The 19631-nt window shown below is 70.9% G+C and carries 15 protein-coding genes; 2 read left to right on the plus strand and 13 right to left on the minus strand.

What is annotated here, in order from left to right; genetic code table 11:
- The first annotated feature begins 14 nt into the window (after positions 1 to 14).
- Positions 15 to 653, plus strand: coding sequence for a Pr6Pr family membrane protein (locus FVP77_RS10015; RefSeq protein ID WP_147894329.1), 639 nt, complete (start codon positions 15 to 17; stop codon positions 651 to 653).
- 7 nt (positions 654 to 660) lie between these two features.
- On the opposite strand, the gene FVP77_RS10020 is transcribed toward FVP77_RS10015, so the two are convergent.
- The 10 genes from FVP77_RS10020 to FVP77_RS10065 form a co-directional block, all read right to left on the minus strand.
- Positions 661 to 2478, minus strand: coding sequence for an ABC transporter ATP-binding protein (locus tag FVP77_RS10020; RefSeq protein WP_147894330.1), 1818 nt, complete (start codon positions 2476 to 2478; stop codon positions 661 to 663).
- The gene (locus FVP77_RS10025) at positions 2475 to 4304 is read right to left on the minus strand and encodes an ABC transporter ATP-binding protein (RefSeq protein WP_147894331.1); all 1830 of its coding nucleotides are present in this window, start codon (positions 4302 to 4304) and stop codon (positions 2475 to 2477) included. Before FVP77_RS10025 ends, FVP77_RS10020 begins: the two co-directional genes overlap by 4 nt.
- A 131-nt stretch (positions 4305 to 4435) precedes the next feature.
- Positions 4436 to 4945 (minus strand): methylated-DNA--[protein]-cysteine S-methyltransferase, encoded by a 510-nt coding sequence (locus tag FVP77_RS10030; RefSeq protein WP_147894332.1) that lies wholly within the window; start codon positions 4943 to 4945, stop codon positions 4436 to 4438.
- Complete coding sequence (locus FVP77_RS10035) at positions 4942 to 6438, minus strand: DNA-3-methyladenine glycosylase 2 family protein (protein WP_147894333.1); 1497 nt, start codon at positions 6436 to 6438, stop codon at positions 4942 to 4944. Before FVP77_RS10035 ends, FVP77_RS10030 begins: the two co-directional genes overlap by 4 nt.
- A 140-nt stretch (positions 6439 to 6578) precedes the next feature.
- A complete protein-coding gene (locus FVP77_RS10040) occupies positions 6579 to 8648 on the minus strand; it encodes a hypothetical protein (RefSeq protein ID WP_147894334.1) in 2070 nt (689 codons plus the stop codon).
- 194 nt (positions 8649 to 8842) lie between these two features.
- The gene (locus FVP77_RS10045) at positions 8843 to 9928 is read right to left on the minus strand and encodes a glycoside hydrolase family 130 protein (protein WP_147894335.1); all 1086 of its coding nucleotides are present in this window, start codon (positions 9926 to 9928) and stop codon (positions 8843 to 8845) included.
- A gap of 2 nt (positions 9929 to 9930) precedes the next feature.
- The gene (locus FVP77_RS10050) at positions 9931 to 10770 is read right to left on the minus strand and encodes a carbohydrate ABC transporter permease (RefSeq protein ID WP_147894336.1); all 840 of its coding nucleotides are present in this window, start codon (positions 10768 to 10770) and stop codon (positions 9931 to 9933) included.
- Positions 10767 to 11783, minus strand: coding sequence for a carbohydrate ABC transporter permease (locus FVP77_RS10055; RefSeq protein ID WP_147894337.1), 1017 nt, complete (start codon positions 11781 to 11783; stop codon positions 10767 to 10769). Before FVP77_RS10055 ends, FVP77_RS10050 begins: the two co-directional genes overlap by 4 nt.
- Before the next feature lies 1 nt (position 11784).
- Positions 11785 to 13068: an extracellular solute-binding protein gene (locus FVP77_RS10060; RefSeq protein ID WP_147894338.1), complete on the minus strand. Its 1284-nt coding sequence runs from the start codon at positions 13066 to 13068 to the stop codon at positions 11785 to 11787.
- 1 nt (position 13069) lies between these two features.
- Positions 13070 to 14119, minus strand: a complete 1050-nt coding sequence (locus FVP77_RS10065) for a LacI family DNA-binding transcriptional regulator (protein WP_147894339.1) — start codon at positions 14117 to 14119, stop codon at positions 13070 to 13072.
- Between the two features lie 154 nt (positions 14120 to 14273).
- On the opposite strand from FVP77_RS10065, the gene FVP77_RS10070 reads away from it, so the two are divergent.
- Positions 14274 to 15695 carry a dihydrolipoyl dehydrogenase family protein gene (locus FVP77_RS10070; protein ID WP_147894340.1) on the plus strand — a complete coding sequence of 474 codons (1422 nt, stop codon included), beginning with the start codon at positions 14274 to 14276 and terminating at the stop codon, positions 15693 to 15695.
- Positions 15696 to 15816: 121 nt separating this feature from the next.
- On the opposite strand, the gene purH is transcribed toward FVP77_RS10070, so the two are convergent.
- The 3 genes from purH to FVP77_RS10085 are packed head-to-tail and all read right to left on the minus strand — an operon-like array spanning position 15817 to position 19593.
- Positions 15817 to 17424 carry a bifunctional phosphoribosylaminoimidazolecarboxamide formyltransferase/IMP cyclohydrolase gene (gene purH / locus FVP77_RS10075; RefSeq protein WP_147894341.1) on the minus strand — a complete coding sequence of 536 codons (1608 nt, stop codon included), beginning with the start codon at positions 17422 to 17424 and terminating at the stop codon, positions 15817 to 15819.
- A gap of 8 nt (positions 17425 to 17432) precedes the next feature.
- Positions 17433 to 18071 carry a phosphoribosylglycinamide formyltransferase gene (gene purN / locus FVP77_RS10080; RefSeq protein ID WP_147894342.1) on the minus strand — a complete coding sequence of 213 codons (639 nt, stop codon included), beginning with the start codon at positions 18069 to 18071 and terminating at the stop codon, positions 17433 to 17435.
- 4 nt (positions 18072 to 18075) lie between these two features.
- A complete protein-coding gene (locus FVP77_RS10085) occupies positions 18076 to 19593 on the minus strand; it encodes a cell division protein PerM (protein WP_187266876.1) in 1518 nt (505 codons plus the stop codon).
- Positions 19594 to 19631: the final 38 nt, after the last annotated feature.

The following is a 19631-nucleotide window of genomic DNA, read 5'->3' on the forward strand; positions in this document are numbered from 1 at the left end:
GCTATCGTGTGCACATGAACTCGCGGGTGGCAGCGATCCTGTTCCGGCTCTCCTTCGCCGTGCTCTCGCTCTCGGCGGTGGCCTGGCAGTTCTTCGCGGGGACCGTCGCGAGCGGCCACAGCATCCTGAACTTCTTCTGCTACTTCACCAACCTTTCGAACATCCTCATCTCGATCGTGTTCATCGCGAGCGCGGTGCGGCTGATCCGACGACGCGCCGACCCGTCGGAGACGCTCGTATCGATCCGCGGGGGCGCCGTCGTGTACATCGTCTTCGTCGGCATCGTGTTCAACACGATCCTCGCCGCCGGAGACATCGGCGCGATCTTCCCCTGGGTGAACGTGGTCGTGCACATGATCGTGCCGGTCGCCGGTCTCGTCGACTGGATCATCTGGTCACCGCGCCGCAGGCTCCCCTTCCGGGTGACCCTGTGGTGGATGGTGTGGCCGGTCGTGTACTCGATCTTCTCGCTGGTGCGCGGCGCGATCTCGGGCTTCTACCCGTACCCCTTCTACAACCCGGCCGTCTCGGGCGGGTACGGCGGAGTGGCCCTCTGGTGCGTCGGGCTCGTCGTCGGCTTCTTCGTGCTGGCCGTGGCCGTCTGGGCGATCGGCAACGCCCGGCACGCGCGCGCCATGACGGCGCGCGCGTAGCCGGACGTCAGACGAGAGACTCTCGCCACGACGCGTGCAGCTGGGCGAACTTGCCCGTACCCGCGATCAGCGCCTCCGGGGTGTCGTCCTCGATGATGCGGCCGTACTCCATCACGAGAACCCGATCCGCGATCGCGACCGTCGAGAGGCGGTGGGCGATGATGATGGCGGTGCGGTCGGCGAGCAGCGTCTGCAGGGCGTCCTGGATGAGGCGCTCGCTCGGCATGTCGAGCGACGCCGTCGCCTCGTCGAGGATCAGCACCGCCGGGTCGGCGAGGAACGCTCGAGCGAACGAGATCAGCTGGCGCTGACCGGCCGACACGCGCCCGCCGCGCTTGTTCACGTCGGTGTCGTACCCGTCGGGGAGAGCGCGGATGAACTCGTCCGCTCCCACCGCTCGCGCCGCCGACCGGATCTCGTCGAGCGTCGCGTCGGGCTTGCCGAGCGCGATGTTGTCGGCAACGGTGCCGCTGAACAGATAGGCCTCCTGCGTGACCATGACGATCGCGCGGCGGAGGTCTTTCGGATGCAGCTGACGGAGGTCGACGCCGTCGAGGGTGATCGCACCCGACGTCGGGTCGTAGAACCGCGACACGAGCTTCGCGAGCGTCGACTTCCCGGCACCCGTCGTACCGACGAGAGCGATCGTCTGCCCGGCGGGGAGATCGAGCGTGAAGTCGGGCAGGATGACGCGGTCGTCGGAGTACCCGAATTCGACGCCGTCGAAGCGGATGTGGCCGCGGGCCTTCCGGAGGTCGACGGGGTCGGTGGGGTCGGGGACGGTGAGCTCCTCCTCGAGGACTCCCGATACCTTCTCGAGCGCCGCCGTCGCCGACTGGTAGGAGTTGACGAAGAACGCCACCTCGCTCAGCGGCGAGAAGAAGTTGCGGACGTACAGCACCGCACCCAGCAGCGTTCCGACCGCGAAGGTGCCGTCGACGACGCGCAGGCCGCCCCACAGCAGCACCAGGGCGACCGAGACGGCGGCCACGGCCATGAGACCGGGCTCCAGGATGCCGAAGAGGCGGATCGAGCGCATGTTCACGTCGCGGTACTGGTCGGACAGGTCGCCGAAGCCCTCGTCGTTGCGGGGCTCCTTGCGGAACGCCTTCACCGCGCGGATGCCGGTCATCGTCTCGACGAACTTCACGATCACCTGGGCGCTGATCACGCGCGACTCGCGGTACACGCCCTGCGAGCGCAGGTAGAACCAGCGCATCAGGAAGTACAGCGGCATGCCCATGACCACCACGACGATGCCCGACTGCCAGTCGAGCAGCAGCAGCGCGATGAGCGTGAACCCGCCGTACAGCACGCCCGAGACGAGCTCGTTCAGGCCGCCGTCCAGCAGTTCGCGGATCGTGTCGAGGTCGCTCGTCTGCCGCGAGATGATGCGGCCGGAGGTGTACGACTCGTGGAACTCGAGGCTCAGCCGTTGCGTGTGCAGGAAGATGCGCTTGCGCAGGTCGAGCATGACGGCCTGGGTCAAGCGCGCCGCGACGATCGAGTACCAGCCGATGAGGGCGGCACCGCCGAAGCCCGCGACGAGGTACACCGAGACCACGCCGATGGTGGGCATCCAGTCGGCCTGCTCGAGGGCCGCGGGCAGGGCGTTGTCGATCCCCCACGCGATGAGCGCGGGGCCGGCGACGCGCAGCGCCGTCGAGATCACGAGCACGACGGCGGCCAGCAGCACCTGCCAGCGCACCGGGCGCACGAGCGAACCCAGAAGACGGAGGGAACGGCGGCGGATGCTGCGGCTCTCCGCCTTCGTGTAGTCGGAGCGGTCTTCGCCCGCGGTTCCTGAGACGGTCGTGGCGCTCATCGGATCACCTCGATCTCCCGGGTGTTCGTATCGCGGACGGCCGCCTCGACCTCGAGGCTCGAGATCACGTGGCGGTAGTGCTCGTTGCCGCGCAGCAGCTCGGTGTGCGTGCCGATGGCGGTGACACGGCCCTGTTCGAGCAGCGCGACGCGGTCGGCCAGCAGCACGGTCGACGGGCGGTGCGCGACCACGAGCGCCGTCGTGTCGGCGAGGACCGCGCGCAGTGCCTCCTCGACCAGCGCCTCGGTGTCGACGTCGAGGGCGGAGAGGGGGTCGTCGAGCACGAGGACGGCGGGCTTGGCCGCCACCGCGCGAGCCAGCGCGAGGCGCTGACGCTGGCCGCCCGACAGGCTGAGCCCCTCCTCGCCGATGACGGTGTCGAGTCCGTTCGGCAGTTCGTGCACGAAGCCGGCCTGCGCGACGGCGAGCGCCTCGGTGATCGCCGCCTCCGCCTCCGGCGACCCGGGCTCGAGGTCTTCGCGACCGAGCAGCACGTTCTCGCGCACGGTGGCCGAGAAGAGCGTGGCATCCTCGAAGGCCATGCCGATGTGGCGTCGCAGGTCGCTGAGGGTGAGGTCTCGCACGTCGATGCCGTCGAGCGTCACCCGCCCTCCGGTCACGTCGTAGAGGCGGGCCGGGAGGGTGGTCAACGTCGTCTTTCCCGACCCGGTCAGCCCCACCAGCGCCATCGTCTCTCCGGGGCGCAGGGCGAGGTCGATGCCGTCGAGCAGATCGCGCTCGCTCTCGGCAGCATCCTGATACCGGAACCGGGCGCCTTCGAACACGAGTGCTCCGCGCACCTCGTTCAGCGCGACCGGGTTCTCGGGGTCGACGATCGTGTTCTCCTCGTCGAAGACCTCGAAGATGCGGTCGGTCGCCGTGCGCGCGTCGAGAAGGAACGAGAAGAGGAAGCCGATCGACTCGGTGGGCCAGCGCAGGATCGCCGCCATCGCGAAGAACGCGAAGAGCTGCGCGACGTCGAGCTGTCCCATCGAGGTGAGCACGATGCCCGCGCCCAGGCAGAGCGCGAGCGCGATGTCGGGAAGCAGCACGAGCCAGAACATGATGAGCCCGACCGACTTCGCCTTGCGCAGCTCGGTGACCCGGAGGCTCTCCGCCTGGCGGGTGAACTTGCCGAGCAGGTGCCCGCCGCGCCCGAACGCCTTGAGCACCCGGATGCCGTGGACGCTCTCCTCGACGGCGGTCGCGAGGTCGCCGGCCTGGTCCTGGCTCTGGCGGGTCAGCATGCCGTACTGCTTCTCGAAGAGGTAGCCCGCGATCCACAGCGGCGCCGAGCAGACGACGTAGACGGTGCCGAGCACCCAGTGCCAGCTGAACAGCAGCACCGACCCCGCGAGGATCGTGAGCATGTTCACCACGAGCAGCACGAGGCCGAAGGCGAACCAGCGGCGCACGAGGCTGATGTCCTGCATCATGCGGCTCAGCAGCTGTCCCGACTGCCAGCGGTCGTGGAAGGCGACCGGCAGGCGCTGCAGACGCTTGTAGAACTCGGTGCGGATCACGTACTCGACCTGGGTCGAGGGCGCCAGCACGAACCAGCGGCGAGCCCACGTCATGAGCGCTTCGAGCAGGCCGAGCGCGAGCACCGCGGCGGCGCCCCAGGCGATGAGGCCGGGGTCGCCCGAGGCGATGGGACCGCCGACGACCGCCTCGAGCACGAGCGGAATGCCGAGCGCGAGGAGGCTCGCGACGAGGGCGCTGACACCGCCGAGGATGAGGCGGCCCTTGACGGGACGCACGAACGGCAGCAGCCGCGCGAGCGATCGCGCGGTGGACAGTTCGGAGGCAGGTGTAACGGGGGTCATGATCCTCGGTGGAGCGGCGCCGTCGACGAACGGCAGGATTTCAGGGGACTCACAGCCGCAACGCTCGAGCGGGAGGAGTTATGCCCGACTCGCGGGCAGCCCTCCAGGATACAGACGTTCGCAGCGCCGCCTCAACCCCGGGCGCGCGGCGCCGTCTCGCGGTCGAGCAGACGCCGCTTCACCTCGAGCCCCCAGGCGAATCCGCCGAGCGAGCCGTCGGTGCGGAGCACCCGGTGGCACGGGACGAACAGTGCCGGGGCGTTGCGGGCGCAGATGGATGCTGCGGCACGCACGGCGCGGGGCTGTCCGAGCGCCGCGGCGAATCCGGTGTAGGTGAGCGGCTCGCCCGGAGCGATCCGCCGCAGCGCCGCCCAGCCGGCGAGCTGCAGAGCGGTGCCGGTCTGCGCGACGGCGACATCGTCGATGGCGGCGACATCGCCGTCGTAGTACGCCCGCGCGGCGTCCGCAGCATCCGTCCGCCCCTCGCTGACGCCGGACGGGCGTGCCGACGGGGCCAGGCGCCCGAGGACGGTCTCGACATCGGTCGTCCAGCCCGACGAGAGCACGCGCCCCTCGGCGTCGGCGAGGATCGTGAAGGGGCCGTCGGGGGTCTCGATCGTCTCGATCGTGGCGGTGGTCATGACTTCTCCTCCGGAGGAAGGGGCGCGGCGCGCCAGGACTGGGTGACGGGTGCGGCGTACCAGAGGTGCGCCATCAGATAGCTGCGCCACGGTGCGGCGCGCACGGCCCATGCGGTGAGTCCGGCGGCGTCGGCGGGGATCCCAGCGGCGGCCGCACCCGCCCGCGCGGCGATGTCGCCGGGGAGCAGCACGTCGGGATCGCCGAGCACCCGCATGCGCACGTAGTCGGCGGTCCACGGACCGATGCCCCGCAGCGCCAGCAGCCGTTCGCGCTGCTCGGCGGCGTCGTCGCCGGCGCCGAGATCCAGCGAGCCGTCGGCCAGGGCCGCGGCCGTCTCGACGATGGCGCGGATACGTGCCGCAGGACCCCGCAGCACGTCGTGACCCCGCTCGGCGATCGCCGTCATGGTCGGGAACAGCACGGTCGCACCCTCGTCGCCCTCCACTCGCTCGCCGAGGGCGTCGGCGAGCCGGGTCATGGCGGTGCGGGCGGCGGCGACGCTGATCTGCTGGCCGATCATCGCGCGGATCAGCATCTCGTGAGCGTCGACGCATCCGGGCACGCGCACGCCCGGGATGCGCGCGACGAGGGGCGCGACAAGAGGATGCTGCGACAGCGCCGAGTCGACGGCGATCGGATCGGCGTCGAGGTCGAACAGGCGCCGGACGCGGGTGATGAGGGTCGCGAGGTCGGACAGTTGCGACAGACGCGCCCGCATCCGCACCCGCCCCTCGACATCGAGCGCGACCGAGAACCAGGCGGGGCCACCGTCGAGCAGGAGGGTTCTCGCGAACGAGGTGGCCGAAGCATCCTCCACTCCCCCGATGGCGTGAGCGGCCATCCAGCCGAACAGGCCGGCGGAGTCGAGCGGGCCGCGATGCGGCAGCACGAGGTCGATCTGCCCCGGAGTGGTCTCGTGCGAACGGCGGCGAGCGCGGAGCTGCGTGGGCGGCATGCCGAAGACCTCGCCGACGGTCTCGTTGAACTGTCGCACGCTCGAGAACCCCGCCGAGAATGCGACGTCGGCGGCGGGCAGGTCGGTGCCGACGAGCAGCATGCGCGCCGTGTGCGCGCGGTGCGCGCGACTCAGCGCGAGAGGACCGGCGCCGAGCTCGGCCGCGAGCAGGCGGGTCAGGTGGCGCGGGGAGTATCCGAGGCGGCGGGCGAGCCCCGGCACGCCCTCGCGGTCGACGACCCCGTCGGCGATGAGGCGCATCGCCCGAGCCGTCACGTCGCCGCGGAGGTTCCATTCGGGCGAGCCGGGCGCGGCCTCCGGCAGACACCGCTTGCACGCCCGGTAGCCCGCCTCGTGGGCGGCCGCCGAGGTGGCGTAGAACGAGACGTTCTGCTCCTTCGGGGTGCGCGCCGGGCAGCTCGGCCGGCAGTAGATGCCGGTGGAGCTGACCGCCGTCACGAACTGCCCATCGAAGCGCGTGTCACGCGACTGGATCACGCGATACCGCTCGGCGAAGCTCATGCCCGTGGTGCTCATGCCCCCAGCCTGCCATCGCCCGCCGACACCGGCTGGCGGTTTTCGGACACGGCCGTGGCGGCCGGAGCACTGACAGTCCAAGACACCCGGACGGCCTGGGCGGCGCGTCCGGGTGTCTTGGACTCTCGAGTGGGAGCGGGTCAGCGCTCCGCGATCGCGAAGCCGCCCGGGGGCAGGACGATCGAGGTCTGCTTCGACACCGAGCGCTCGCGCATGAGCTCACCGCGATCGTTGTATACGCGCACGGTGGTCGCCCCGTCGCCGCCGATCTTCGCCGACTGCGGCACCTGCGCCGCGGAGTGCACGAGCTCCGTGCGACCGCCCGCGCCGTCGAGCGTCATACGGGAGATGACCGGCCGGACGAGCAGCGCATCGAGGGTCAGCGATCCCGATTGCACGTCGACGCTCACCTCGGTGCGCTTCCCGAGGGCCGACAGCGGCAGCGAGTGCGGCAGCAGAGCACCCGGGGTGGGAGAGATGCCCTGTGCCGGGCCCGTGTCGCGCAGCAGTCCGAGCAGTCCCCCCGCACGCCAGAGCGACGCACTTGATGCGCCGGGCTGGGCGAACAGCACCGGCTCGACCCAACGCCGCGACGTGGCCGCACCGGTCTCGGACGCAGCGCCGATGTCGAAGGTCGCCTGCTGCCCCCTCGTCAGGGTGAGGGCGCCGCCCGACCAGCTCGACTCTCCCGTCCACGACTCGGGGGTCGTGATCGTGCCCGTCGTCGACGACGCATCCTCGGCCTCGACGACCTCCAGCCCGTCACGGGCGGTGATCGAGGTCACCGACGTTGCGCGGGCGGCGACCTCGGGGTGCGCGTCGAGCGCGAGCGCGGTGAGGAGCCCGTGGATGGCCGACTCGGCACCGCTGTTGCGGTTGACGGTGCCGTCGGGCTGCAGTCCGTCGTAGGTCACACCGGTCGCGGGGTCGTACATCTGGGCGCCGGCGTGATTGCCCCCGAAGAACCAGGCCGCCTGGATCGCGGCGAGCGAGGCGAACCCTGCCGAGCCCGTCGCATCCGCCACCGCCAGGAGCGACTGCACGCGCGAGTCGGCGCCGTACGCGATCTGCACGCGATCGGTAGGCGTCGGGTACCAGCCGTTGTCGGGACCGCCGGCCGTGAGCAGCGTCGGGGTGAACACCGCCGCGTCCGCGACGGCGGGGGCCGCGATCGACGGGTCGCCGAGGGCGACGGATGCTGCGGCGAGCGCCGCCGGCATCTGCGACCCCCACGCGTGCCACATCGCCGGAGACTCCGCCCAGGGCAGAATCGCACGGTAGGGCCAGCTCTGCGTGGTGCCGGACGCCATCGCGCCGATCCCCTCGGCGAGCTGGCGCAGCGCAGTAGCGGCCCGGGTGTCGTCGGGTCGCGCCTCGACGCGGGCTGCGAGTCCGAGTGCCGCCTCGGCCGACGCATCCGCCCCGTCCACGATGAGCCACGCGGGAACGCGCACGCCGTCGGACTGGTTCCACTGTCCGTACCGCGACAGCGAGTCCCGCTCGACTGCGCCGAGCGAGAGGTTCAGACGCTCCTCGAGGAAGCTCGCGAAGGCCGGATCGGCATCGGCGAACGCGGCGTAGCCCTCGCCGAGGGCCCACACCGTGCGCGCGGTCCAGTAGCTTGGTCCGGAGTCGGACGGGTCGGGCAGCTCGACCGGCTCGGCCGAGGGGTTGAGCGTGCCGTCCGGCTGCATCCAGAGCACGACGTTGCCGGCCGACGGACCGTCGGTGGTCTGCAGGTAGGCGACGGAGCGGAGCAGCTGGTACGCCTTCTCGCGGCTCGCGGCGTCGCCCGTCTGGGTCCAGTGACGGATGTAGACGACGGCGGCGCGGGCGATGTCGTCGGCGTTGTAGGCGCCCTGCCCCCAGTAGCCGGTGGCGGGATCGAGCGGACCCCCGCCCACCCGCTCGAACGTGCCGCCGTCACGGGCGTCGGCGTAGGTCCACGGGAGCACCAGATCGGGCTCCTCCGCGAGCCGGTAGGTCGTGTGACCGGCGACCTCGGCGGGCGGCGTCGCCTCGTCGAGGAGGAAGTCGAGGTGCGCGAGGTTCGTCAGCGGCTCTGCGGCCGCCGCCGCCGGTGGGGTGGATGCTGCGCCCGGCGCCACGACGGACGCCGTGGCCGGAGCCGCGAAGGGGATGGTGAGGGCGAACGCGACCACGGCCGTGAGGGCCGTTCTCCGCGCACGTCGTTGTGCGAGCGAAACCATGGGGGTGTTTCCTTTCCGGGGGGATATGACGGGCCCCCTTCCGCCGCAGCTCAGGATGAGCGGGGGACGGATGCGGGTGTCCCGCGGATTTCCGCGGTGACCGCACCGCGCCCCCCCGCATGCATCCTGAGTTACGGCGTGAGGGTGCGGGAAGACGGCGGACGGGAGGTGGGGCGAGGGAGTGGGGGTTCCGGTCAGTCGGTGCGCTCCAGGAGGGCCACCCCGATCTTCGAGTCGGCCATGCCGTAGAAGACGAAGTGGCGGCCGTCGATCTGCTCGATCGCGGTGGGGAACACGACGTTGGGCACGATGCCGCTGCGCTCGTCGTCGGTCTCGGGCGCGAGGAGGGGCTCGGACGTGCGGGCGATGACCCGGCTCGGGTCGTCCGCGTCGAGGATCAGCGCGCCGGCCGCGTAGTTCACCTTCTGCTGCTGGGCGAAGGCGCCGGCCAGCACTCCGGTGACGCCGTGGTGGATGACGAGCCAGCCCTCGGGGATGCGCAGCGGCGGCGGACCGCCGCCGATCTTGAGCTCCTCGAACGCGAACTCCGGGCCCGCGACGAAGCGATGCTGCTCCCACAGGGTGAGGTTGCCCAGGTCTTCCCGCACGGCCGCGAGCGGCACGTAGCTGATCCAGATCGACTGTCGCGGATCGTCGACCCCCGCGGGGAGCCGCACGCCCTGCCCCGGCTTGGTCTCCCCCAGATCCCACATGGGGCGGTGCAGCACCGCGATCGACTCGGTGCCGTCGGGCGCCGTGACGGGTTCGGGGAAGAACACCGTGTCCTTGTTGTGGAAGAGGTTCAGGTCCATGTCGAGGTCTTCCTGGTACCGGAAGAGCGCGGGTCCGAGCCGCCGCCAGGTGCGCAGGTCGCTCGAGACGGCGACGGCCGTCCGGGGACCGAGCGGGCCGTAGGCGACGTACGTCATGACGTGCACGCCGAGCACCTCGATCCAGGTCGTGCGAGGGTCTTCGGTGCCGGCGTTGCCGACCCCGCGCTCCCAGCCGCGGTCGGGCTCGAGCACGATCCCCTCGCGCTCGACGCCGACGGGCACGCCGTCCTCGATCACGACGCGGGCGATGCCGACCCGCGAGACGTTGCCCTCCGCGACGAGCCTCGGCAGCAGGTAGAGCTCGCCGTCGGGACCACGGCCGGATGCGGGATTGAGCACCCCCTCGGCCTCGAGCGGGTCGCCCGGCGCGGGCGTCATCACGACGCCCGCCCTCGTCAACCGGTAGGGCACCTCGAGGCGCTGGGTGGTGGGGGTATCCGTGGGCATGGTCATCCTTTCACTCCGGATCCGATGTCGTTCGATGTGAAGTAGCGCTGGAACACGATGAACAGGGTCACCGCGGGGACGGCGAGCACGACGGCGCCGGCCGTCATCGCACCGAAGGGGTTGCTGGTGGATGCTGCGACGTTGGAGATGAAGTTCGCCAACGACACCGCGAGAGGCTGGAGCGCCGCATCCTTCGTGATGAGGAAGGGCCACAGGAACTCGTTCCACGGTCCGATGAAGGTGAGCAGCGCCGCCGTCAGGAGCGCGGGCCGCACCAGCGGGAGGGCGACGCTCCACAGCACGCGGAACTCCCCCGCGCCGTCGATGCGTGCCGCGTCGAACATCTCCTTGGGCACCTGCAGGAAGTACTGGCGGAAGATGATGACGGCGGCCGAGTTGATGAAGAACGGCAGGATCATGCCCAGGTGCGTGTCGGCGAGACCGTAGTCGCGCGCGATCAGCACGTAGAGCGGGATCATCAGCAGCTGGAACGGCACGACCTGCACGAGGAGCGCGAGGGCGAAGGTGAACCCCCTCCCGCGCCAGCGCAGGACGGCGAGCGCGTAGCCGGCGAGCACGCCGAACACGAGCGTGCCGAGGATGACACCGCCGGTGAAGATGCCCGAGTTGATCAGGCCGACGCCGAGGTTGATCCGGTCGTTGATCGCCACGTAGTTCTCGCCGGTGAGGTTCGCCGGGTTGGGGAAGGCTCCCGCGAGCGAGGGGTCGGAGTCGGCCTGCAGCGACGCGACGATCATGTAATAGAACGGGAAGAGGAACGCCAGCGCCCCGATCGACAGGACGAGGTACAGGGCGACTTTGCTGCCCAGTGCGCGTTTCATGACTCCTCCCTTCCGACGAAGCGCCGTTGGAGCGCCGCGATGATCAGCACGAAGATGATGAGGATCACGCCGATGGCCGCGGCGACGTCGGGGTTCTGCTGCTCGATGCCCTTCTGGTACATGAGGAGCACGGGTGAGGCGGATGCGCCGTTCGGCCCGCCCCCGCCGGTGAGCAGGTAGGGCTCGGTGAACAGGTTCGCCCCGGTGATGGTCGCCAGGAGCAGCACGAGCACCGTCGCCGGCCGCACCCCCGGAACGGTGACGGTGAAGAACTGGCGCAGACGTCCGCCGCCGTCGACGGAGACCGATTCGTAGAGCTCCTTCGGAACATTCTGGAGCGCCGCGAGGAACAGCAGGATGTAGAACCCCAGGCCCTTCCAGGTGACGAAGATCGCGATCGTCGGCATCGCCAGCGCCGAGTTCACCAGCCACGACGGCGACGGCGCCAGCGGACCGAGCACGGCGTTGACGAGTCCCTGGTTGGAGAAGAGGAACAGCCACACCGCGACCACGGCGACCGACGCGCTGACGTACGGCACGTAGAAGGCCACGCGGAAGAACGTGCGTGCGTGCACGACGCGATCCAGCGCCGTGGCGAGGAGCAGCGACAGCACGAGCGTGAGGGGCACGTTGATGAGGAGGAAGATCCCGACGTTGCCGAACGACTGCCACACCGCGGGGTCGCTCAGGGCGGTGACGTAGTTCGCGAACCCGACGAACGGCCGATCGACCTGCGCGCCGGGTGCGGCGAAGAAGTAGTCCTGGAACGACATCCAGATCGCGAAGATCACCGGGTAGGCGAAGACGACCGCGATGAAGATGATGTACGGCGCCGAGAACAGGATCCCCAGGGGCTGCTTGCCGAGGAGGCGCCCCCGCTTCCTCCTCGCCGGCGACTCCGCGTCGACGGCGCCGGGCGCGCCGGCCCGGCCGCGCCGCCCGGAACCGGTCCCCGAGCCTGTCGAGGGGTCCGGTTCCGGGCGGCCGGCCCGGCCGGGAACGATGGCGGTCATGTCAGTTGCCCGCCACGAGACCGTTGATCTGCTCGGCCGCGTCCGAGAGGAAGGCGTCGACGCCCTCCTCACCGAAGATGACCGACTTCGAGTACCCGTCGCGGAAGGTCTGCCAGACCTCCACGGAGTTCGACACGTTCGGCACCTCGACGGTACGCGCGGCCTGGTCGCCGAAGAGCTGGTAGGCGGGGTTCGCGGCGAAGTAGTCGGCATAGGTGTCGGTGAGGTCCTGGCGCAGCGGCATCTGACCGGTCGCCTCGAGCCATGCGCCGTCCTGCTCCTCACTGGTGGCGAACTTCAGCACGTCCCACGCGGTGCCCTTGTTGTCGCAGGCCGTGAACAGACCGACGTTCTTGGCGTCGCTGAACGTCCAGGTGTCGGCGGCATCCGTGCCGTTCTCGGTCGGCACGGGCACGGCTCCCCAGTTCACGTCGTCGCCGTAGACCTGAACGGCCCACGGGCCCACGATCGCCATCGCGGCGTAGGCGTCGGCGAAGGCGTCGCCCTGATACTGCTCGTTGCCCGCCAGCTGCTCGGAGTAGATCGTCGCCCAGAAGTCGGCGACGGCCTGTCCGCTGTCGTCGTCGAAGGTCGACTGGCCGTCTTCGACGAGCTGCGTGCCGCCGGTCTGCGCCGCATAGAGCGGGTAGAAGTCGAACCACGACTGGAAGAACTCGCTCGTCGGGGCGGGGTTGATGGCGAACGGCGCGACGCCGGATTCCTTGATGGTGCGGGCCGTCGCGAGGAAGTCGTCGTAGGTGGACAGCTGCGGGTTCTCGGGGTCGAGCCCGGCCGCGGCGAACAGGTCCTTGTTGTAGAAGATCATCACCGGGTTCGACTTCCACGGCAGCTGGTAGAAGCCCCCGTCGTCCGAGCGGTACTGCTCGGCGAGCTCTCCGCTGCGTGCCGTGATGTAGTCGTCGCCGTCGGGGAAGTCCGACAGGTTGACGAGGCCGCCCTGGCGTTCGAACCCGGGGACGGCGGCCGGGGAGGTGTTGAAGATCAGGCACGGCGCGTTCCCCGCGGTGATCGCGGCGCTGATGACCTCTTCGCTCGACGACCCGGCGGGGATCTCCTGCGCGGTGACCTGCTCGTCGGGGTGGTCGGCGTTCCAGGCGTCGACCATCTGCTCGCCCCAGGAGATCTCGGCGGCGTTGTTGGAGTACCAGATCGTGATGGGGCCGCGAGCGTCGGTGTCGCCGCCGCCCCCGCCTCCGCCGCTGCAGGCAGTGAGGGCCAGGATTCCGGTCGCCGCAGCGACCGTGCTGAGGATGCGTCGTTGCATGTCATTCTCCTTCGTGGGTGGCGACCGCAGCCGCCGGTGGGGTGCTCGTCGATGAGCGGATCGTGAGGGTCGGATCGGGAAGCGAGAGGTGTCGGGGCGGTTCGCCGTCGATCGCCCCCAGGAGGGTGCGGGCGGCGAACGCCCCCCACCCGCGGGCATCGGTGGTGACCGTCGTGAGAGCGGGATGCACGTGGCGGCCGATCTCGGTGTCGTCGAACCCGGTGATCGACAGGTCGCGGGGCACGCTGAGTCCGCGTCGCTGAGCCACTCCGAGGCCGGCGACGGCCATGGGGTCGTTGGAGTAGACGATCGCGGTCGGGGCCGTCGCAGCATCCAGCAGCTCCTGCGTCGCGCGGGCGCCCTCCGCCGCGCTGAAGTCGGTCACGACGACCCTCCCGCGCAGTCCGGCGCGCGCGGTGGCGTCGTCGAAGGCTGCGCGACGACGGGTTCCGTGCAGCATCGTCTCGGGTCCGGCGACGTGCGCGATCTCGCGGTGCCCGAGAGCGACGAGGTGCTCGACGGCGAGGCGGATGCCCGCGCCGTCGTCGACGGATACCGAGGAGAAGGGGCTCGGTGCGTCGGGGAAGCCCAGGGTGACCGCGACGAGTCCGAGGCTGTGGACGAGCTCGACGCGCGGGTCGTCCGCGCGGAGGTCGGTGAGGATGACTCCGTCGACGCGACGGTCGAGCGCGAGCCCGCGGTAGGTCTCGGCCTCCTGCCGGCCGGGGGTGGCGACCGCCATCACGAGCACCTGTCCGGAGACCGAGAAGACGTCTTCGAGCCCCGCGATGAGCGAGGGGAAGAACGGATCGGCCGCGATGACGTCGGGGCTGCGGCCGATGACCAGCCCGCACGCGAAGGCGCGGCCCACGCTCAGGGAACGGGCGCGGATGCTGGGGGTCCACCCCATCTCGGAGGCGACGGCGAGGATGCGCTCGCGCGTGTCCGGAGAGACGCCGGGCCGGTCGTTGAGGGCGAACGAGACGAGCCCCTTGCTGACGCCGGCCCGCTTGGCGACGTCGGCGATGGTCGGGCGGTCCGCCTGGCTCATACGCTGCACTCCCTCGTGTGGCGCGACGCCGAAACGTCTCGTTCGTCGTCGAATGCTCCTATCTAAACCGGTTCAGGTCATTTTCGTAACCCCCCTGTCGAACGCGTCGCGCAAGCCCCGCCCTCCCCCGCTCCTGCGGCGGTAGCGTGTCGCCATGAGCGCGCGCGAATACGACGTCATCGTCATCGGAGCTGGTCCTGTCGGAGAGAACGTCGCCGATCGGGCCGTGCAGAGGGGCCTCTCGGCCGTCATCGTCGAGTCCGAGCTCGTGGGCGGCGAGTGCTCCTACTGGGCGTGCATGCCGTCGAAGGCCCTGCTGCGCAGCGGCGCGGCTCTGCGAGCGGCGCAGGCCGTCGACGGCGCGAAGCAGGCCGTCACGGGCGACCTCGATGTCGCCGCCGTCCTGCGCCGACGCGACTCGATGACCCATGACTGGAACGACTCGAGCCAGGTCGAATGGCTGCAGGGTGCGGGCATCGATCTGGTTCGCGGGTACGGAGCTCTGACCGGCGAGAAGACCGTGCGGGTCACCGCCGACGACGGCTCCACGACAGACCTCGTCGCCCGGCACGCTGTCGCCGTGTGCACCGGATCCGCCGCCCTCCTCCCCGATATCCCGGGGCTCGCCGACGTCGCGCCGTGGACCAGCCGGGAGGCCACGAGCGCCCAGAAGATCCCCGCGTCGCTGGCGATCCTCGGCGGTGGCGTGGTCGGCGCCGAGATGGCGACCGCTTATGCGAGCCTGGGCAGTGCGGTCACTCTCGTGGCGCGCTCAGGGCTGCTCGCGAACAACGAACCGTTCGCCGGAGAGCTCGTCGCCGCATCCCTCACCGACCTCGGTGTCACGGTGAAGACGGGACTGGACGCCGTCTCCGCCCGTCGCACCGACGCGGGCCTCGTCGCCGTCGAGCTGTCGAACGGCACCACCGTCGAAGCCGAAGAGGTGCTGGTCGCGACCGGGCGGGTCCCCCGCACCGGTGGACTCGGTCTCGAGACGGTCGGACTCGAGCCCGACTCCTGGCTCGAGGTCGACGACACGCTGCTCGTGCGCGGGACGGATTGGCTCTACGCGGTGGGCGACGTGAACCACCGGGCGCTCCTCACCCACCAGGGCAAGTACCAGGCACGCGCCGCCGGCGACGTCATCGCCGCGCGCGCCCAAGGCACGCCGGTCGACGACGCCCCCTGGGGCACCCACGTCGCAACGGCTGATCACGACGCCGTACCGCAGGTGACCTTCACCGACCCCGAGGTCGCCTCGGTCGGATTCACCGCGGCCTCCGCCGAGAAGGCGGGCCGCCGCATCCGCGTTCTCGACTACGACCTGTCGTGGATCGCCGGGGCCAGCGAGCAGTCGGACTCGTACAAGGGGCAGGCTCGCGCGATCGTCGACGAGGACCGCGGCACGATCATCGGTGCGACCTTCGTCGGCCCCGACGTCGCCGAGCTCGTGCACTCGGCGACCATCGCGATCGTCGGCGAGGTGCCGCTCACGCGCCTCTGGCACGCCGTGCCGTCGTACCCGACCGTCAGCGAGGTCTGGCTGCGCCTGCTCGAGACCTACGGCCGCCCCTGACACCCGCTCTCCGCCCCCCGAACGACCGCGAGACTTCATCCCGGCTACGAGACGTCGACCGACGGTTGACGTCTCGTGCCCAGGATGAAGTCTCGCGGTCTGCGCGAGGCGCGGCCGCGCGTCAGTGGAAGAAGTGGCGCTCGCCCGTGAAGAACATCGTCACGCCGGCGGCGCGGGCCGCGTCGATGACCTCCTCGTCGCGCACCGAACCCCCCGGCTGCACGATCGCCGACACCCCGGCGTCGAGCAGCACCTGGGGGCCGTCGGCGAAGGGGAAGAAGGCGTCGGATGCTGCGACCGAGCCCGCGGCGCGGTCACCGGCGCGCTCGACGGCCAGACGGCACGAGTCGACGCGGTTGACCTGACCCATGCCGATCCCGACCGTGGCCGATCCCTTGGCGAGCACGATGGCGTTGGACTTCACCGCGCGGCACGACTTCCACGCGAAGATCAGGTTCTGCATCTCGGCCTCGCCGGGCTGCTCACCCGACACGAGCTGCCAGTCCTTCGCGACCGACTCGATGTCGTCGGGGAAGCGGTCGGCGTCCTGCAGCAGGAGTCCGCCCGAGACCAGGCGCACGTCGAGGCGCTCCTGCTCCCAGTCGGTCGGCAGGCACAGCACGCGCAGGTTCTGCTTGAGCTTGAAGACCTCGAGAGCCTCGGGCTCGAAGTCGGGCGCGATGATCACCTCGGTGAAGATGTCGCGCAGGTTCTCGGCCATCTTCAGCGTCACGGTGCGGTTCGCCGCGATGACGCCGCCGAAGGCCGACACGGGGTCGCATTCGTGGGCACGCAGGTGGGCGCTGGCGATCTCGTCGAGCGCGTTGGGCGCGGCCACGGCGATGCCGCAGGGGTTCGCGTGCTTGATGATCGCGACGGCGGGCTTGACCATGTCGAACGCGGCGCGCAGCGCTGCATCCGCGTCGACGTAGTTGTTGTACGACATGCTCTTGCCCTGCAGCTGTCGCGCCTGGGCGATGCCGTGACCGCCGGCTCGGGAGTAGATCGCCGCACGCTGGTGCGAGTTCTCCCCGTAGCGGAGGGTCTCGAGACGCTCGGCCGCGATCGTCAGGTGCGCCGGCAGCTCGTCGGCGGAGGAGAGCGTGTCGTCGGCGAACCACGTCGAGACGGCGGTGTCGTACGCGGCCGTGTGCGCGAAGGCGCGCGCGGCCAGCTCCCGACGCTGCGCGAGGGTCGTGCCGCCGGCGCCGAGCGCATCGATGATCGTGGGGTACGACTCGGGCGAGACGACGATGGCGACGTTGGCGTGGTTCTTCGCCGCCGCGCGCACCATCGCCGGACCCCCGATGTCGATCTGCTCGACGACGTCGTCGCCCTCGGCTCCCGAGGCGACCGTCTCGACGAACGGGTAGAGGTTCACCACGACGAGCTCGAACGGCGAGATGCCCAGCTCGTCGAGCTGGCGCTCATGGCTCTCCAGGCGGAGATCGGCGAGCAGCCCCGCGTGGACGCCCGGGTGCAGTGTCTTCACGCGACCGTCGAGCGACTCGGGGAAGCCGGTCACCGCCGATACGTCGGTGACGGCGTGGCCGGCCTCGCGGATGGTCGCCGCGGTCGAGCCCGTCGAGACGATCTCGACGCCGGCGGCGGCGAGGGCCTCCGCGAGGCGCAGCAGGTCGGTCTTATCGCTGACCGAGACGAGCGCGCGGCGGACTGCCACGACGTCGCGGTCGCGGTAGAGGGAGGGGTCGTGCCGAGGTCCGGCCATGGGGACTCCTAGGGTGTGTCGAGGGCGGATGCTTCGTCTCGCCGAGCAGCGATCGGCGACGGGACGGTCGAGGAGAGGTCGAGATCGCCGGTCGCGATGCGGCGGACGACGTCGATGAGGAGCCGGCGCTCGACGGGCTTGATGCGGTCGTGGAGACGATGCTCGTCGTCTCCGGCCAGCACGGCGACGCGCTCCTGGGCGAGGATCGGTCCGGTGTCGACGCCGCTGTCCACGATGTGCACGGTCGCACCGGTCTCCGTGGCGCCGGCGGCGAGGGCGTCGCGCACGCCGTGCGCGCCGGGGAACTCGGGCAGGTAGGCCGGGTGGGTGTTGATGAGCCGCGGCGACCAGGCGTCGACGACCGCCGGCGGCAGCACGCGCATCAGGCCGCTGAGCACGACGAGGTCGGGGTTCCAGACGGCGAGCTGTTCGGTGAGCTCGCTCCCCCATTCGGCGCGCGAGTCGAACTGCTCGTACGCGACGAGGAACGTGGGGATGCCGAAGGCCTCGGCGTGCGCGAATCCCTCGGCCTCGCGGTCGGCCCCGACGACGATGACCCGCGCCGGGAAATCAGCGGATGCGGCGGCCTCGAGCAGGGCCCGGAGGTTCGACCCGGTGCCCGAGATGAGGACCGCGACCGTGAACACCCGGTCAGTCTACCGACGGGCGCCGCGGCCGCTCGTCGCCGTCCGACGCGCCCCCGCGCTCGAAGCCGGGGATCGGCTCGGTGGCGTCGGAGTCGACGGACACGGGACGGGGGTCTGCGCGGTCGCCCACGATCGTCGGCTCCGCCGATTCGGTCGGCGGTGCCTGCCACGTGTCGGTCGTCGGGACGGGACGCTCGGGGTGGGAGAACGGTCGCTCTGCTGCCAGACGGCGCCAGGTGTCGAGACCGGGGTCGGGCAGCGCAGGACGAGCGGGCACGACGGATGCGGCGACCTCGCGGCGCTCGTCGTCGCTCGCACGCCGCGGCAGGAGCAGAAGGATCGCGGCGCCCACGAGCACCTCGACTCCGACGGTGAACGCGAGAGCACCGGCGTCGGGTCCGATCCGCGCGAGTCGCCCGGGCCCGATCGATCCCGACCCGAGGACGGCCAGGAGCGCGGCGAGGGCACCCGTGACGACCGCCACCGAGACCGCGAGCACGAGGCGGAACAGCAGACCGCCGTCGTGGTCGCGCGCCGCGTGGGGCATCGCGGCGAGGCGGGAGCGCAGCATCCATCCGGTCAGCACCCCGACGGACACCGGGAGCAGGGCGAGGAGCAGCAGCCACGTCGTCGACGACTCGGGGACGACCCCGAGCACCGGGATGCCGGGCAGCACCCCCAGCTGAGTGCCCGCGGGCGAGACGGCGGTGCCTTCGCCGAGCGCGAAGCCGGGGCCCGCGACGAACGAGAGCGCCCACACGATCAGCGTCGGCAGGTACGCGAGTTGCGCGAGGGCGAGCACGATCACTCCGGCGGCGTCGACGTGCGCGGCCTCGAACAGGGCGACGATCTCGCCGCCGCGCAGCAGTACGGCGGCGCCCGCGATCGCCGCCGCGACGCCGATCAGCCCCGTGACGGAGATGGCGGTGCCTCGCACGAGGAGACCCGGCAGCGCTCCCCAGGTGCCGTGCTCGATCCGAGACCGCAGCCGTGCGATCGATCCGTGCTCGTCGAGGCGCCACGACTCGACGAATGCGCCGAGCACGGCCGGGAGCCCGAAGACGAGGGCCGGGAAGAGCACCGCCTGCCACAGTTCGACGGTGGCGAGAGCGTTGGCGGTCGTCAGCGCGACGACGGCGGCGATGGCCGTGAAGACCACGACCCCCGTCACCGCCCCGGTCGCGGGGGCACCGGCCTGAGCCGCGCGGCGACCGGATCGGGCGGCGAACAGCGCCGTGAAGACGGCGAGGGCGAGCGGCGCGAGCGAGAGGGTGAACGACGCCGCCGTCGGGTCGATACCGGCGATGTTCAGGTACTCCGCCGGCAGAGTGAGATCGAGCGGCACGAGGTGCCCGAGCTGCCAGATCGCCCCGCTCGCGGGCCAGAGCGTCGCCCAATCGGCGCCGGAACCGAAACCGACGACCCACAGGAGGGTCAGCGGTGCGAGCACGACGGCGACGCCGCCCGCTGCCGCGATGACGGCGTCGAGGGCGGCGAGGAGAACGACGAGGAGGCGATGCATGCGCGAACGACCCTACCCGCGGGTGCGGCGCGTCCCGC

Source organism: Microbacterium hatanonis, assembly GCF_008017415.1.
Taxonomy (GTDB): domain Bacteria; phylum Actinomycetota; class Actinomycetes; order Actinomycetales; family Microbacteriaceae; genus Microbacterium; species Microbacterium hatanonis.

Coding starts and splice junctions, on each gene's coding strand:
- FVP77_RS10015 (WP_147894329.1), top strand. CDS start 15: ATGAACTCGCGGGTGGCAGCGATCCTGTTCCGGCTCTCCTTCGCCGTG.
- FVP77_RS10020 (WP_147894330.1), bottom strand. CDS start 2,478: ATGAGCGCCACGACCGTCTCAGGAACCGCGGGCGAAGACCGCTCCGAC.
- FVP77_RS10025 (WP_147894331.1), bottom strand. CDS start 4,304: ATGACCCCCGTTACACCTGCCTCCGAACTGTCCACCGCGCGATCGCTC.
- FVP77_RS10030 (WP_147894332.1), bottom strand. CDS start 4,945: ATGACCACCGCCACGATCGAGACGATCGAGACCCCCGACGGCCCCTTC.
- FVP77_RS10035 (WP_147894333.1), bottom strand. CDS start 6,438: ATGAGCACCACGGGCATGAGCTTCGCCGAGCGGTATCGCGTGATCCAG.
- FVP77_RS10040 (WP_147894334.1), bottom strand. CDS start 8,648: ATGGTTTCGCTCGCACAACGACGTGCGCGGAGAACGGCCCTCACGGCC.
- FVP77_RS10045 (WP_147894335.1), bottom strand. CDS start 9,928: ATGCCCACGGATACCCCCACCACCCAGCGCCTCGAGGTGCCCTACCGG.
- FVP77_RS10050 (WP_147894336.1), bottom strand. CDS start 10,770: ATGAAACGCGCACTGGGCAGCAAAGTCGCCCTGTACCTCGTCCTGTCG.
- FVP77_RS10055 (WP_147894337.1), bottom strand. CDS start 11,783: ATGACCGCCATCGTTCCCGGCCGGGCCGGCCGCCCGGAACCGGACCCC.
- FVP77_RS10060 (WP_147894338.1), bottom strand. CDS start 13,068: ATGCAACGACGCATCCTCAGCACGGTCGCTGCGGCGACCGGAATCCTG.
- FVP77_RS10065 (WP_147894339.1), bottom strand. CDS start 14,119: ATGAGCCAGGCGGACCGCCCGACCATCGCCGACGTCGCCAAGCGGGCC.
- FVP77_RS10070 (WP_147894340.1), top strand. CDS start 14,274: ATGAGCGCGCGCGAATACGACGTCATCGTCATCGGAGCTGGTCCTGTC.
- purH (WP_147894341.1), bottom strand. CDS start 17,424: ATGGCCGGACCTCGGCACGACCCCTCCCTCTACCGCGACCGCGACGTC.
- FVP77_RS10085 (WP_187266876.1), bottom strand. CDS start 19,593: ATGCATCGCCTCCTCGTCGTTCTCCTCGCCGCCCTCGACGCCGTCATC.